Origin of the sequence: Aeromicrobium sp. UBA7512 (assembly GCF_002476985.1) — a bacterium.
Classification (GTDB): domain Bacteria; phylum Actinomycetota; class Actinomycetes; order Propionibacteriales; family Nocardioidaceae; genus Aeromicrobium; species Aeromicrobium phoceense.
Genome location: NZ_DLNK01000003.1, coordinates 284,398 through 297,884 on the forward strand (window position 1 = coordinate 284,398; position 13,487 = coordinate 297,884).

Sequence of the window (13,487 nt, forward strand, 5' to 3'; positions counted from 1 at the left end):
ATGAGGTGCGCCGTCGTCGGCTCGCCGATCTCGCACTCGCTGTCGCCGGCGATGCACCGCGCGGCGTACCGCCAGCTCGGACTCGACTGGAGCTACGGCGCCTTCGACGTGCAGGACGGCGAGCTCACCGAGTTCGTGTCCGAGCACCGTGAGGGCTGGCGCGGCTACTCCGTCACCGCGCCGCTCAAGCGCGAGGCGGCCGGCCTGGCCGCGGAGCGCGACGCCTACGTGGAGACCCTCGGCGTCGCGAACACCCTCGTCGCCATCGACGGTGGCTGGTCCGCGCACAACACCGACGTGCCCGGAGCGGTGAGCGCGCTGCACGAGATCGGCGTCGGCTCCCTGCGCTCGGTGCGGATCGTCGGTGCCGGCGCCACGGCGGCGTCCATGGCCCTGGCGTGCCGCCGGCTCGGCGCCCGCGAGGTCGAGCTGCGGGTCCGCGACACCGCCCGCGCGGCCTCCACGGCCCGGACCATCGAGGGTCTCGGCCTGGCTGTCACGGTGGTCCCGCTGCACGTCGAGGTGCTCGAGTCGGTCGACCTCCTGGTCAACACGGTCCCGGACGGGTCGCTGGCCGGACGTGAGCACGGGTTCGTCGGCGCGACGAACGCGGTGTTCGACGCGGTGTACGACCCGTGGCCCACGGCGCTCATGCGGTCGGCCCGGTCCGAGGGCCGCTCGCTGGCCACCGGACTCGACCTGCTGGCGCACCAGGCGGTGCTCCAGGTGGACCTCATGGCCGGCGACACGGTCGAGCCGGCCGTCCTGGTGACAGCGGCCATGGAGGCGCTCGCCAGCCGTTAGGGTGCACCTCGTGCCCCTCGTCGTGAGTGCCCTGCTGGCCGGTCTGCTGGCAGCGGTCTCCCCGCTGCTGCTCGCGCGGCTCCCCGAGCCGGTGGCGGAGCCCGACGACGACATGCCGCCGAAGATCCCGTACGCCGACCTGGCGGCCGTGCCCCGGCTCGGACTGTGGCTGGCGCTGCCGGCGGCCGCGCTGGGAGCGGTCGCCGCCGCGACGATCTCGGAGCCGAGGCTGCTGCCGGTGTGGATCCCGATCGCGGCCGCCACGCCGGTGCTGGCCTGGGTGGACTGGAAGGTGCACCTGCTGCCGTACCTCATCGTCTCGCGCCTGTACGTCGTCTCGTGGCTGCTGATCGGCGTGAGCGCGCTGTGGATGCAGGACGCGTCGGTGCTGCTGCACGCGTTGATCGGCAACCTCGCGGTGTTCGGCTTCTACTTCCTGCTCGCCGTCCTCGGACCCATGGGATACGGCGACGTCCGGCTGTCGGCCGTGGTCGGCGTCGGGCTGGGCCCCCTGGGTCTGGTGGCCACGTACTACGGCGTGTTCTTCGGCCTGTGCATCGGCGCCCTCGTGGGCCTGGTGCTCGTGCGCGGCCGCATCGGGCAGCGGATCCCGATCGCCTTCGGTCCGTACCTGCTGCTCGGTGCGTTCGCCGCACTCTGGGTCTGACAGAGGCTGGGCGCCGGGGGTCTGAGAGAATCACCGCATGCTTCGTTGGTTGACTGCCGGTGAGTCACACGGCCCCGCACTCGTCGCGACCCTCGACGGCCTCCCGGCCGGTGTGGAGGTCACGAGCAAGGAGATCCAGGCCGCCCTCGCGCGGCGCCGTCTCGGCTACGGTCGCGGCGCCCGGATGGCCTTCGAGGCCGACGAGCTGGAGATCATCGGCGGCATCCGCCACGGACGCACCCTCGGCAGCCCGATCGCGATGCGCATCGGCAACAGCGAGTGGCCGAAGTGGGAGCAGGTCATGGCGGCCGACCCGGTCGATCCCGAGACGCTCGCCGGGCTCAAGCGCAACGCGCCGCTGACCCGTCCCCGCCCGGGGCACGCCGATCTCGCGGGCATGCAGAAGTTCGACTTCGACGAGGCCCGGCCGATCCTCGAGCGCGCGAGCGCCCGCGAGACCGCGGCCCGCGTCGCCCTCGGCGAGATCGCCGCGCAGTTCATCGCCCAGACCACGGGTGCCCGGATCGTCAGCCACGTCGTCGAGCTGGGCACCGTCAAGGCGCCGGCGGGTGTGCTTCCGAGCCACGCCGACGTCGAACGACTCGACGCCGACCCGCTGCGCTGCTTCGACCCCGAGACGTCGCAGGCGATGGTGGCCGAGGTCGACGCGGCCCACAAGGACGGCGACACCCTGGGCGGCGTCGTCGAGGTCATCGTCGAGGGGCTGCCGCCGGGCCTGGGCTCGCACACGCAGTGGGACCGTCGCCTCGACAGCCGCCTCGCCGCCGCCCTGATGGGCATCCAGGCGATCAAGGGCGTCGAGCTGGGCGACGGCTTCGAGCTGGCGCGAACCCGCGGCTCCCTCGCGCACGACGAGATCGTCCCGACCTCCGAGGGCATCCGCCGCGTCTCCGGTCGCGCCGGCGGCACCGAGGGCGGCATGACCACCGGCGAGCTGCTGCGCGTCCGCGCCGCCATGAAGCCGATCGCCACCGTCCCGCGCGCCCTGCGCACCGTCGACGTCGCCACCGGCGAGGAGACCCGGGCGCACCACCAGCGCTCCGACGTCTGCGCCGTGCCGGCCGCCGGCATCGTCGCCGAGGCGATGGTCGCCCTCGTCGTGGCCGACGCGCTGCTGGAGAAGTTCGGCGGCGACTCCGTCGGCGAGACCGCCCGCAACGTGCGCACCTACCTCGAGAACCTGAGCCACCGGTGACCGGCACCCGTCCGGTCGTCGTCGTGGTCGGGCCGCCGGGTGCGGGCAAGACCACGGTCGCCGAGCTCCTCGCCGACCGGCTCGGGGTCCGCGTCCGCGACACCGACCAGGACGTCGAGACGAACGAGGGCGAGACCGTCCAGGACATCTTCGTCAGCCGCGGCGAGCCGGTGTTCCGCGAGCTCGAGGCCGCCGCGGTGGCCGAGGCCCTGAGCACCCACGAGGGCGTCCTCGCGCTCGGTGGCGGCGCCGTGATGGACGAGGGCACCCGCGCGCTCCTGGCGGAGCACACGGTCGCCCACCTCGACGTCGGGCTCGCGCACGCCGCCGCCCGCGTCGGCATGAACTCCGGTCGACCGCTGCTCATGGGCAACATCCGCGGCCAGCTCAAGAAGCTCATGGACGCGCGCCGTCCGCTCTACAACGAGGTCGCCACCTTCACGATCGACACGAACGACCTCACCCCGGACGAGGTCGTCGACCGCGTCCTGAAGGAGCTCGGCCGATGACCCGCCGCGTCGCCGTCGAGACGGCGCAGCCCTACGAGGTCGTGGTGGGCCACCGCGTCATGGCCGAGCTCGAGAGTCTCGTGCCCGAGGACGCCCTGCGCGTGGCGATCATCCACGCCGGCCCGGTCCTGGGCGTGGCCGAGGGGCTCGCGCAGCACCTGCCCGGCCGCGAGGTGCTGCTGATCGAGGCGCCCGACGGCGAGCGGGCCAAGACCGTCGAGTTCCTCGCGCACTGCTGGGACCAGCTGGGCCTGCGCGGCTTCACCCGCTCCGACCTCGTGATCGGCGTCGGGGGAGGAGCCACCACCGACCTGGCCGGCTTCGTCGCCGCCAGCTGGCTGCGCGGCGTCCGCTTCGTCACGGTGCCCACCACGGTGCTCGGGATGGTCGACGCCGCCGTCGGCGGCAAGACCGGCATCAACGTCGCCGCCGGCAAGAACCTGGTCGGTGCCTTCCACGAGCCCGTCGGCGTGCTCTGCGATCTCGCCACGCTCGCCGAGCTGCCCGAGCGCGAGCTGCGCGGGGGACTGGCCGAGGTCGTCAAGTGCGGCTTCATCGCCGACCCGTCGATCCTGGACGACGTGGAGGCGGCCCCCGAGCGCGCGCTCGACCCCGCCGACGACCTGCTCGCCGACCTCGTCACGCGCGGCATCGCGGTCAAGGCCCGCACCGTGGCCGGCGACCTGCGCGAGACCGGCGCGGACGGCTCGATCGGCCGCGAGGCGCTCAACTACGGTCACACCCTCGGCCACGCGATCGAGCGGCACGAGAAGTACACGATGCGCCACGGCGAGGCGATCAGCGTGGGCATGGTGTTCGTCGCCGAGCTCGCCCACCGCTCCGGCCTGATCGACGAGGCCCTGGCGGCCCGGCACCGTGCGACGCTGGGTCTCGTGGGACTGCCGACGAGCTACGACGGAGCGTCGTTCGAGGAGCTGCTCAGCGGTATGCGGCTGGACAAGAAGACGCGCGGCGACCAGCTGAGGTTCGTGGTGCTCGACGCGCTGGCTTCCCCGCGCATCCTCGCCGGGCCGGACGAGGACGTCCTGCGTGCCAGCTGGGAGGCCATCCGTGGCTGAGCCGACCCGCCTCGACCGGCTGCGTGGCCTCCTCGCGGAGTCCGGGCACGTCGCGATGTACGTGTCCGACCTCATCAACGTGCGCTACCTGACCGGGTTCACCGGCTCGAACGGCGCGTGCCTCGTGCGCGCCGAGGGCGAGGCGGTATTCCTCACCGACGGTCGCTACCGCGACCAGTCCGCCGCCGAGCTCGCCGCCGCCGGGAACGACGACATCGAGATCGTCGTGACCCGCGACCTCCTCGGGGTCGCGGCGGGCCGCGCCCCGGCCGACCTCGTGGCCGAGACGCACTCGCTCGACGTGGACTCGTGGCAGCAGCTGGACCGTCCCGAGTCCTCGGGCCGACTGGTCGAGCGGCTCCGCGAGACGAAGGACGACACCGAGATCTCCGCCCTGCGTCGCGCCTGCGAGATCTCCTGCGAGGCACTGGAGGCGCTCGTGGCCGGCCCGCTGGTCGGCCGTACCGAGCGCGAGGTCGCCCGCGACCTCGAGTGGCGGATGCTCGAGCTGGGCGCCGAGGACAAGGCGTTCGAGACGATCCTGGCGGCGGGGGAGCACACCGCGATCCCGCACCACGACCCCACCGACCGCGAGCTGCGCCGCGGCGACCTGCTGAAGATCGACTTCGGTGCGCGCGTCGACGGCTATCACGCCGACTGCACGCGCACCTTCGTCCTCGGCCCCGCAGCCGACTGGCAGCGCGAGATCCACGCCGCCGTCCGCGAGTCGCAGGCCGCCGGCCTCGACCGCCTCCGCGACGGCGTTCCGGTGGCCGATGCGAACACCGCCGCGCGCGGATCGCTCGAGGCCTCGGGCTGGCTGGACGCGTTCACGACGGGCCTCGGGCACGGCGTCGGACTGCAGATCCACGAGGACCCGTTCATCGCGTCGTCCCACACGGGTAGACTTGCCAGCCGCACCGTCCTGACGATGGAGCCGGGGATCTACCTTCCGGGCCGTGGGGGCGTGCGCATCGAGGACACCGTCCTCGTCACCGACCCCGCCCACGGCGGTGAGCCCGACGTGCTCACCGATCTGACCAAAGAACTCCTGGAGATCGACTGATGGCAACCACGAACGACCTCAAGAACGGCATGGTGCTCAAGATCGACGGACGGCTGCTGGCTGTCGTCGAGTTCCAGCACGTCAAGCCGGGCAAGGGCCCCGCCTTCGTCCGCACCAAGCTCAAGGACGTCGAGTCGGGCAAGACGCTCGACCGCACGTTCAACGCCGGCACCAAGGTCGAGACGGCCAGCGTCGACAAGCGCGACATGCAGTACCTCTACAACGACGGCTCCAGCTTCGTGTTCATGGACACGTCCACGTTCGACCAGATCGAGGTCACGCCCGAGGTCATGGGCAACACCGTCGACTACCTGCTCGAGAACCAGGACGCCGTCGTTGCCACGAACGAGGGCCGCGTGCTCTACGTCGAGCTGCCCGCCTCGGTCGAGCTCGTCATCGAGCACACGGATCCGGGCCTGCAGGGCGACCGCTCCAGCGGCGGCACGAAGCCGGCCCGCCTGGAGACCGGCAAGGAGATCCAGGTTCCGTTGTTCGTCGGCTCGGGCGAGAAGGTCAAGGTCGACACCAGGGACGGCAGCTACCTCGGTCGCGTGAAGGCCTGATGGCTGCACGCACCAAGTACCGCAAGCGGGCCCTGGACATCCTGTTCGAGTCCGAGTCCCGCGGGCTGGCCGCCGACGGCACCCTCGCCGACCGCCTCGAGGCCAACGACCCGCCGGTGAATCCGTACACGGTCTCGCTGGTCGAGGGGGTCGCCGCGAACGTCCGGCAGATCGACGGGCTGCTGGAGGAGCACTCGCACGCCTGGTCCCTCGACCGCATGCCGGCCGTGGACCGCAACCTGCTGCGGATCGGCGTCTACGAGATCCTCTACGCCGACGACGTGCCCGACCCGGTGGCGATCAGCGAGGCCGTCGAGCTGGCGAAGGAGCTGTCGACCGACGAGTCGCCGCGCTTCGTCAACGGCCTGCTGTCGAAGGTCTCGCAGATCAAGTCGACCCTGACGCTGGGCGAGCCAGAGCCCGAGATCGAGGAACCGTCAGGTGAAGAGTCCGTCGCCGACGGACCCACCGGGACGGACGCCCCCGGGGACGGCGAAGAGCGCTGACCCGATGTGGCGGATGTACTCGTTGAGCGCATCCCCGGCCAGCGACCTCTGGATCGTGATGAACTGCTGCGGTGAGCGGCTGAACGCCAGGAAGAACAACCCGGCGTTCAGCTGACCGAGGTCGTTGTTGCCCTCGACGTAGTTGTAGCCGCGGCGCAGCAGCCGTGCCCCGCCGTTCCGGTCGGGATGAGCCAGGCGCACGTGTGCCGTCTCGGGGATCGCCGGCCCGCCGGCCTTCGTGGAGACCACGTCGAAGTCGGGCTCGGTGAACTCCGTGCCGCCCGACAAGGGAGCTCCCTGCCCCTTGTCGCGGCCGATGATGGCCTCCTGCTCCTCCAGCCGCACCCGGTCCCAGGACTCGATCAGCATCTGGATCTTGCGGGCCACGAGGTAGGTGCCGCCGGCCATCCACGACTGGTCGGAGCCGTCGGTCCACACCGACGCCGCCAGGTCGGACGTGTCGTCGCCGAAGATGTTGGCCGTGCCGTCCTTGAACCCGAACAGGTTCCGAGGAGTGGACTGCGTCTTGGAGGTGGTGGACGTGCGGCCGTAGCCGAGCTGGGTCCACCGCACCTGGGCCCGGCCGAAGGCGATGCGCGAGAGGTTGCGGATCGCGTGCACGGCGACCTGCGGGTCGTTCGCGCACGCCTGGATGCACAGGTCGCCCCCGCTGAATCGGTCCTCGAGCAGGTCGAACGCGAAGGACGGCAGCTCGACGAGCTCCTTCGGCCGGCGGCCGGCGAGCCCAAACCGCTCGTCGAACAGCGTCGGGCCGAACCCGAACGTGATCGTGAGCGCGTTGGCGGCCAGGTCGAGCGCCTCACCGGTGTCGTCCGGCGGCTTGTACGGCCCGCCCCCGACGGCGCCTTCGGGGGTGACCTCGCGGCCCGTGGTCATCCGCGCGGCCGCGTCGGTCCAGTCGGCCAGGAGGGCCTGGAGGTCCTCGTGATCGGCCGTGGACGTCATGTCGAACGACGCGAAGTACAGGTGCTGCTGCACCGTCGTGGCGATCCCGGCCTGGTGCTTGCCGTGGAACGGGACGGCGAGGTCGGTGCCGCTGGCGGTGCTGTCCTGCGCGGCTCCCGCAGCGAAGCCGCCGGCCACCCCGACGGCTCCGGCGGCTCCGGCGGCACCGAGCAGGCCCAGGGCGGAGCGCCGGGACAGGCGAGGCCCGGTCACGACGAGGAGACCCCGAGGACGGTGTGCGTCAGCTGCGACAGCGGCTCGCTGAGGGCGTTGAGCTGGGCGCCGAGCTCGTTGCGCTGCGGCTGCTCGACCGTGTCGTACGAGACGAAGCCCTCGTCGTAGTCGCCGTGGGTCTCGAGCAGGGCGAACATCGACCCGAACTGCTCGTCGAGGCTGCTCACGAGCTGCTCACCGTCGGCGCCCTTGCTCTCGGCGATTCCGCGGACCGAGGCGTAGGCCACCTTGGCGCCCTCCACGTTGGCGTAGAAGTCGTACAGGTCGGTGTGGCTGAACTCGTCCTCCTCGCCGGGCAGCTTGCCGTCGGGCGCGGCGACCTCGTCGAGCAGGCCGATGGCGCCGTTGGTGATGTCGCCGATCGTCAGGACGAAGTCGTCGGAGTGGACCTTGTCGTAGAGCGCCTGGATGTCGGTCTTCAGCTGGGCACCCAGCTCGGCGCGGCCGGCCTCGTCGAGCGCCGCCAGCTTCTCGTCGGGGTAGTTCTTGCGCGCCTCGTCGAGCCACAGGTCCATCTCGATGCGGTGGAAGCCGGTGAAGGGCAGGTTCTCGGCCTCGGCCCCGGGCTTGCGGTAGTCGATCTTGGGGTCGAGGTCGCCGAACTGCTCGGCGGTGGGCTCGATGCGCTCGTAGTTGATGCGCGTGATCGGGAAGAGCCGGCGCGCGGTCTCGTCGTCGCCGGAGGTGTACGCGTCGACGAAGTCGTCGACGTTCGTGACGAGCTCGCCCACCTGGTCCTTCGTGTAGGCGGTGTAGGAGGCGACGGCGGCGTCGATCGCCTTCTGCTGGTCCTGGTCGACCGCGACGTCGTCACCGGTGACGGTGAACTGCGCGTTCCCGACGCCGTCGCCCACCATGCCGGGCTTGCACTCGGTGAAGTAGTCGCCGGGCTGCGCCTGGACGGTGAGCTTGCGCGAGGTGCCCGGCGCGATGTTCTCGACCTCGCCGATGATCCGCAGCTTGTCGCTGTCGAGCAGGTAGAACTCGGTGATCTTGTCCCCGTCGTTCGCGACGTCGAACGTGATGGTGCCGCTGCCGGCCTCGACCTCGGACACCTCGCACCCGTCGGCGGTGCTGGAGACCTTGATCGCGGCGGAGTCTGAGTCGGAGTTCTTGACGCAGGCGCTCAGGCCGAGCGTCGCGGTGAGGGCGACGGCCAGCACGGTGGAGCGGGAGCGACGGTTCATGCGGGAGTTCCTTCGGTCGTGACGGGTCGGGTCGGGGTGGGTCGCCGGACGACGCGTGCGTACGCGAAGCCGACGACGGCGAGGTACGTCGCCCAGACGGCAAGTTCGAGCTTGGTCATGTCGGGGGAGAAGCCGATCGTGCCCTTGAGCAGGGCGGCCGGGAGTCCGGACGGGTCGATCGTGTCGCTGAGCCGGAACGCCCACGCGGACCCGCCCTGCGTCCACGGTCCGGGAAGCACACCGGCCTCCTGGAGGTCGTGGATGCCGTAGGCGAGGACTCCGGCGGCCACCACGATCAGCAGGGCTCCCGTCCAGGTGAAGAAGGTGCCGAGGTTGATGCGGACGATGCCGCGGTAGATCAGCCAGCCGATGGCAACCGCCGTGGCCAGGCCGAGCACCGCGCCGACCCAGGCCAGGGGAGTGTCATCGGTGGAGCGGACGGCGCTCCACAGGAAGAGCGCGGTCTCGAGGCCTTCGCGGGCGACCGCGAGGAAGCCGACGGCCACGAGCCCCCATCCCGGCCCGTCCAGCCGGGAGTCGACCTGCTGCTCGAGCTCGCCCTTCAGGCCGCGCGCGGTGCGCGCCATCCAGAAGATCATCCACGTGACGAGCCCGACGGCCACGATCGACAGCGTGCCGCCGATGATCTCCTGGGCCTCGAACGTCAGGCCATAGGTGCCGAAGGTGAGCAGAGCGCCGAGTCCGAGCGACAGCGCCACGGCCATGGCGACGCCGGCCCAGATGCGTGGCACCACGTCGTCACGGCCGATCTTGCGGACGTAGGCGATGAGGATGCCGACGATCAGCGCGGCCTCGAGGCCCTCGCGAAGACCGATCAGGAAGGTACCGAGCATCAGCGACTTTCAGCTTCAGGGCCGACCCGGTGTTAGGTCAGCCTCACCAAGGTACTCCTGCGTCGGCCGTGCGTCGACGCGGGCGGTGTGTAGTAAGCCACGTGGCCGCCGCGGGGGGATCTGGTAGCGCTCGACGTGCCGCACGGGCGTGTCGAGGTACCGGTCGTCGAAATGACCGTGGGACTTCATGTTGTGGTGCTTCCTGCACAGGCACCTGAGGTTGGATCCGCTGGTGGCGCCGCCGCTGTCGTAGGCCTTCGCGTGGTCCAGATCGGTCTCATCGGCCGGTGCCCGGCAGCCCGCGACCCGGCAGGTGCCGTCGCGCCAGCGGAGTGCCTGGCGGAGTGATTCGGGCGGCCGGTACGTCAGGACCGTGGTGTCGAGGACCTGTCCGACGGGGTCGAGGACGAGTCGCCTGAGCACGGCGTGCTCGGACTCGGCGAGCTCGCGCGCCCACTCGGCGCCGACGGGTTCGCCGTCGAGGGTGAGGCCGGGTCCGTTCGTCAACCCGATCAGATCAGTCGCGTGGATGCTGATCGCGATCTCGGCGCGGATGTCGGTGCTGGTGCCGGTGCTGGACGTGAGCCAGTGCGCCACGAGGTCGGCCTGCTTCTGCTCGCGGGTGCGTCGGTCCTTCTCGCCGGACTCCGGGTCCACCGGCGGCAGAGCCCTCGCAGCGCGGCGGAGCCGGTCGCCGACGGCGATGGCGACGCCGGTGGGCAGCAAGGCGTTCAGCCACGACGTGCCGTCGCCGTTGTGGCTGATGGAGACCCGGCGCTCCTCGACCGCCCGATCGGTCTCCTGCTGCACCTGGTCAGGCTCGAGCCGCGCGCGCAGCCGCCGCAGCCAGGCCCGCAGCTCGGCGATCGTGTGGGTGGAGGCGTAGTTGGGAGCGGAGGCCTCGAGCGCCGCCCAGGCCTCCGGGGTCTCCAGACGCTCGGCGGTGTCGGCGATCGCGGACACGCGAACGCCGTCGATCTCGCCCGATCGGAACGCCGACCAGACCGCCGGCACCCGCTCACGAACCACCGTGGCCTCGCTGACCATCGCCCACACCTGTCGCTCGGTGACGTGCAGCGACTGAGCCAGCTCGAGCGTCACCTCGCGCCGCGCCAGGTCCTTCGACAGCAGGGTGTCGTCCGTGCGATCGATCTCGGCCACCCGCTTGGAGTGGAACGCGGCGACGAACTCCCACTCCTCGAACTCCGCGATCGCCCGCGCGCGACGCACGGCGTCGCCCGTCACGATCGCGCGGTTCGAACTCATGGACCCAACCTAGTGGGCCCCACCGACAGAAACCGAGAGCGCGGAACGTCCTGTGCGAGGGAAGCGCGAACACTAGGTTGACGCTGTGAACGAAGAGGTCGTCGAGATGCTGGTACGTCTCGCATGCGGGGTCCCGTCAGAGCCGCCGATCGTCGGCAGCGTGGTGATCGGCGGTCGGCGACATCGCGTCTGGAAGCACGGCGAGCGGGTCAGGGTGGAGACGCCGGAAGGCCGGCTGCAGATGAGCTGTGACGGTGAGCGCCTGCTCAGCTTCTCCGAAGGCTCGGAGCGACCCCTCTCGATGGGTGCCGAGGCCTTCGGTCTCCACGACGAGGATGCGCCGTGGCACCGACTGGCCCGCCCCAGCCTCCGTGACCTGGAGCTGAGCGAACGGCGGGCGGACGGGCCCGTCGAGCGCGGTGAGAGGTTCGGCCGCGCGACCGTCTCCGTCACGTTGGATCACACGTACCACGACGACTTCCCCCTGCACCTCGTGCTGGACGCCGTCACGGGAATGCCCTTCGAGATGACCGAGGCCCGTTCCTCCGTCCTTCGGTGGACCGACCTGGAGGTGCTCGACTCGATCGACGAGGAGCAGTGGCGCTGGGACGGCCCCACGGGAGAAGCTCGGTGGTTCGGCTACGTGGGGGTGGACGACGAGCTGGTCGGCGACGTCCCTCCCTCGGTGCGTGAGCAGTTCCGGGAGGCGGCGCTCCGGGGCGCGAGGCTGGCGGAAGAGCTGAATCTGCCAGCCATGACCGCGGAGGTGCCGTTGGCGGTCGAGGTGGGCTCCTTCGAGCCCGGGATCGTCACGATCGACCTCGAGGGTGATGCCTTCGTCAGTGTTCGTGGTCAGGCGTCCCCAGATCCTGAAGGCCACCACCGTGCACAGTCGCAGTGGACGACGGCCGACGGATGGACGTGGACCCTGCACGCGTCGGGCGTCACCGACGAACAGCTCTTCGCGACGCTCCGTGACCACGTCACGGCGTGGCGCGACTCGCGTTCGCCCTCCAATCCCGACTGACCGGCTCTGGTGTCGGGCGAACTCCGGGAAGCCATGAGCGCGCCCTCTGGACTGGTTCGCCGCCGGCTGGGAGGCTGTGGCCGACCGTGCCCTCGAGTGGGCGCTGCAGCAGGCGGCGCCGGACCTGGAGATCCGTGGCTGAGTTCGTCCCTGCCGTCGGCAACATCCTGAGCCTGATCGAGCGCCGCGACTGGGTGCGCCTGGAGCGCAGCCTCGCCCCGGACGTGCACTGGACCACCGCCGTCGAGGAGCACCTGCACGGCCCGGCCGAGGTCATCGCGTGCCTGCGCGACGACCCCGTGCCGGGCCCGCCGGCGTACCACGACGTCGACGAGCGCGGCCGGCTCGTGCGCTGGGTCGACAAGATGGGCTGAATCCGGCATCGCGGGGGACTACGTTGCGAGGATGGAGCCTGCAGCACTCCACGTCGTCCGTCACGGGCAGGGTCGCCCGGTGGTGGTGCTGCACGGCGCGGGAGTCGACCACCGCGAGCCGGAGGCGTGCTTCGAGCCGATCCTCGGGCAGGTCGACAGGCTGCGCCGCGTGTACCCCGACCTGCCGGGCATGGGCCGCTCGCCCGCGCCGGAGTCGCTGCGGTCGTCCGACGACGTACTGCACCTGATGCTGGACTTCGTGCACGCCGAGTGCGGTCGCGAGCCGTTCCTGCTCCTCGGCCACTCGTGGGGCGCGTACCTCGCGCGGGAGATGGCCGCGCGGGTGCCCGAGCAGGTGGCCGGGTTGGCCCTGGTGTGCCCCGTGCTGACGGGCGACCACGACGTGCCTGAGCACCGGGTGGTCGCCGGGCCGGGGGGTCTCGGCGACGCCGTCTTCCGCGACTACTTCGTGGTCCAGACACCGCAGATGCTCGAGCGGTACGAGAGGTTCGTCGCGCCCTCGGCGGAGCTCGTCGACGAGGCGGCGATGGAGCGCATCGGCGAGAACTGGGGGCTCTCGCTGGCCGCGGTGCCGTACCCCGGACCGACCCTGGTCGTGGCCGGTCGACTGGACTCGACGGTGGGGTACGCGGGTGCGGTCGAGCTGCTCGGCGTCCATCCGCGTGCGACGCTCGCCGTGGTCGATGACGCGGGTCACGCGCTCCCGCACGAGCAGCCCGAGCTGCTGGGCGCGCTGATCCGCCAGTGGCTGGCCCGGGTGGCGCCGTGACGGCCGGCGACGTTCCTGACGCCTTCGACGCTTACACCGTGGTGATCCTGCGAAGGCCCCTCGACGCCCCGGAGCTGCCCGAGGACGAGCTCGAGGCCCTCCAGGAGCGCCACCTCGCGTATCGCGCCGAGCTGGGGCGCAGAGGCGTCCTCGTCGCGAACGGACCCTTTTTGGAGCAGTCGGACCCGTCGTTCCGGGGGATGTCGATCTTCAGGTGCGACCCGGGCGAGGCCGCGCGGCTCTCGGCTGAGGACCCGTCGGTGCTCGCCGGGCGGCTGGCGTTCGAGGTGATGCAGTGGTGGGTCGGCGCGGACTCGCTGGCGTTCCCCGGCGCGGAGGGGACGGTCGGGGAGCGTCACTCCGTGGGCGACCTATAGGA

16 protein-coding genes are annotated in these 13,487 nt (G+C 71.2%); 12 read left to right on the forward strand and 4 right to left on the reverse strand.

Annotated features, from left to right (window positions below):
- Genes B2363_RS03290 through nusB form a run of 8 tightly spaced genes read left to right on the forward strand, consistent with a single transcriptional unit; the run spans window position 1 to window position 6,410 of the window.
- Window positions 1–804, forward strand: a complete 804-nt coding sequence (locus tag B2363_RS03290; protein WP_286928427.1) for a shikimate dehydrogenase family protein — start codon at window positions 1–3, stop codon at window positions 802–804.
- A 10-nt stretch (window positions 805–814) separates the two neighbouring features.
- The gene (locus B2363_RS03295; RefSeq protein WP_286928428.1) at window positions 815–1,471 is read left to right on the forward strand and encodes a prepilin peptidase; all 657 of its coding nucleotides are present in this window, start codon (window positions 815–817) and stop codon (window positions 1,469–1,471) included.
- 37 nt (window positions 1,472–1,508) lie between these two features.
- On the forward strand, window positions 1,509–2,687 hold the full coding sequence (aroC, locus tag B2363_RS03300) for a chorismate synthase (protein WP_286928430.1): 1,179 nt from the start codon (window positions 1,509–1,511) through the stop codon (window positions 2,685–2,687).
- The gene (locus B2363_RS03305; RefSeq protein WP_286928431.1) at window positions 2,684–3,196 is read left to right on the forward strand and encodes a shikimate kinase; all 513 of its coding nucleotides are present in this window, start codon (window positions 2,684–2,686) and stop codon (window positions 3,194–3,196) included. Before aroC ends, B2363_RS03305 begins: the two co-directional genes overlap by 4 nt.
- Complete coding sequence (aroB, locus tag B2363_RS03310; RefSeq protein WP_286928432.1) at window positions 3,193–4,275, forward strand: 3-dehydroquinate synthase; 1,083 nt, start codon at window positions 3,193–3,195, stop codon at window positions 4,273–4,275. Before B2363_RS03305 ends, aroB begins: the two co-directional genes overlap by 4 nt.
- Window positions 4,268–5,341: a M24 family metallopeptidase gene (locus B2363_RS03315; RefSeq protein ID WP_286928434.1), complete on the forward strand. Its 1,074-nt coding sequence runs from the start codon at window positions 4,268–4,270 to the stop codon at window positions 5,339–5,341. Before aroB ends, B2363_RS03315 begins: the two co-directional genes overlap by 8 nt.
- On the forward strand, window positions 5,341–5,904 hold the full coding sequence (gene efp, locus B2363_RS03320) for an elongation factor P (protein ID WP_078700894.1): 564 nt from the start codon (window positions 5,341–5,343) through the stop codon (window positions 5,902–5,904). Before B2363_RS03315 ends, efp begins: the two co-directional genes overlap by 1 nt.
- Window positions 5,904–6,410, forward strand: coding sequence for a transcription antitermination factor NusB (gene nusB, locus B2363_RS03325; protein WP_286928435.1), 507 nt, complete (start codon window positions 5,904–5,906; stop codon window positions 6,408–6,410). The genes efp and nusB overlap by 1 nt, the downstream gene beginning before the upstream one ends.
- Here nusB and efeB read toward each other — a convergent pair.
- From efeB to B2363_RS03345, 4 genes are read right to left on the reverse strand one after another with little or no spacing between them, the layout of a single operon-like run.
- Window positions 6,342–7,589 carry an iron uptake transporter deferrochelatase/peroxidase subunit gene (gene efeB / locus B2363_RS03330; RefSeq protein ID WP_286928436.1) on the reverse strand — a complete coding sequence of 416 codons (1,248 nt, stop codon included), beginning with the start codon at window positions 7,587–7,589 and terminating at the stop codon, window positions 6,342–6,344. The genes nusB and efeB overlap by 69 nt on opposite strands.
- Window positions 7,586–8,797, reverse strand: a complete 1,212-nt coding sequence (efeO, locus tag B2363_RS03335) for an iron uptake system protein EfeO (protein WP_286928437.1) — start codon at window positions 8,795–8,797, stop codon at window positions 7,586–7,588. The genes efeB and efeO overlap by 4 nt, the downstream gene beginning before the upstream one ends.
- The gene (gene efeU, locus B2363_RS03340; protein WP_286928438.1) at window positions 8,794–9,651 is read right to left on the reverse strand and encodes an iron uptake transporter permease EfeU; all 858 of its coding nucleotides are present in this window, start codon (window positions 9,649–9,651) and stop codon (window positions 8,794–8,796) included. Before efeU ends, efeO begins: the two co-directional genes overlap by 4 nt.
- A gap of 15 nt (window positions 9,652–9,666) precedes the next feature.
- Window positions 9,667–10,917 (reverse strand): HNH endonuclease signature motif containing protein, encoded by a 1,251-nt coding sequence (locus B2363_RS03345; protein WP_286928439.1) that lies wholly within the window; start codon window positions 10,915–10,917, stop codon window positions 9,667–9,669.
- 85 nt (window positions 10,918–11,002) lie between these two features.
- Here B2363_RS03345 and B2363_RS03350 point away from each other — a divergent pair, with 85 nt between their 5' ends.
- The 4 genes from B2363_RS03350 (at window position 11,003) to B2363_RS03365 (ending at window position 13,485) form a co-directional block, all read left to right on the forward strand.
- The gene (locus B2363_RS03350) at window positions 11,003–11,944 is read left to right on the forward strand and encodes a hypothetical protein (RefSeq protein ID WP_286928440.1); all 942 of its coding nucleotides are present in this window, start codon (window positions 11,003–11,005) and stop codon (window positions 11,942–11,944) included.
- A 134-nt stretch (window positions 11,945–12,078) separates the two neighbouring features.
- Entirely contained in the window at window positions 12,079–12,318 is a 240-nt protein-coding gene (locus B2363_RS03355) for a hypothetical protein (RefSeq protein WP_181755985.1), read from the forward strand.
- Between the two features lie 31 nt (window positions 12,319–12,349).
- Window positions 12,350–13,108 (forward strand): alpha/beta fold hydrolase, encoded by a 759-nt coding sequence (locus tag B2363_RS03360; RefSeq protein ID WP_286928442.1) that lies wholly within the window; start codon window positions 12,350–12,352, stop codon window positions 13,106–13,108.
- 38 nt (window positions 13,109–13,146) lie between these two features.
- A complete protein-coding gene (locus B2363_RS03365; protein WP_286928443.1) occupies window positions 13,147–13,485 on the forward strand; it encodes a YciI family protein in 339 nt (112 codons plus the stop codon).
- The last annotated feature ends 2 nt before the right edge of the window (window positions 13,486–13,487 follow it).

Coding starts and splice junctions, on each gene's coding strand:
- B2363_RS03290 (WP_286928427.1), top strand. CDS start 1: ATGAGGTGCGCCGTCGTCGGCTCGCCGATCTCGCACTCGCTGTCGCCG.
- aroB (WP_286928432.1), top strand. CDS start 3,193: ATGACCCGCCGCGTCGCCGTCGAGACGGCGCAGCCCTACGAGGTCGTG.
- B2363_RS03345 (WP_286928439.1), bottom strand. CDS start 10,917: ATGAGTTCGAACCGCGCGATCGTGACGGGCGACGCCGTGCGTCGCGCG.
- aroC (WP_286928430.1), top strand. CDS start 1,509: ATGCTTCGTTGGTTGACTGCCGGTGAGTCACACGGCCCCGCACTCGTC.
- efeU (WP_286928438.1), bottom strand. CDS start 9,651: ATGCTCGGTACCTTCCTGATCGGTCTTCGCGAGGGCCTCGAGGCCGCG.
- nusB (WP_286928435.1), top strand. CDS start 5,904: ATGGCTGCACGCACCAAGTACCGCAAGCGGGCCCTGGACATCCTGTTC.
- efp (WP_078700894.1), top strand. CDS start 5,341: ATGGCAACCACGAACGACCTCAAGAACGGCATGGTGCTCAAGATCGAC.
- efeO (WP_286928437.1), bottom strand. CDS start 8,797: ATGAACCGTCGCTCCCGCTCCACCGTGCTGGCCGTCGCCCTCACCGCG.
- B2363_RS03360 (WP_286928442.1), top strand. CDS start 12,350: ATGGAGCCTGCAGCACTCCACGTCGTCCGTCACGGGCAGGGTCGCCCG.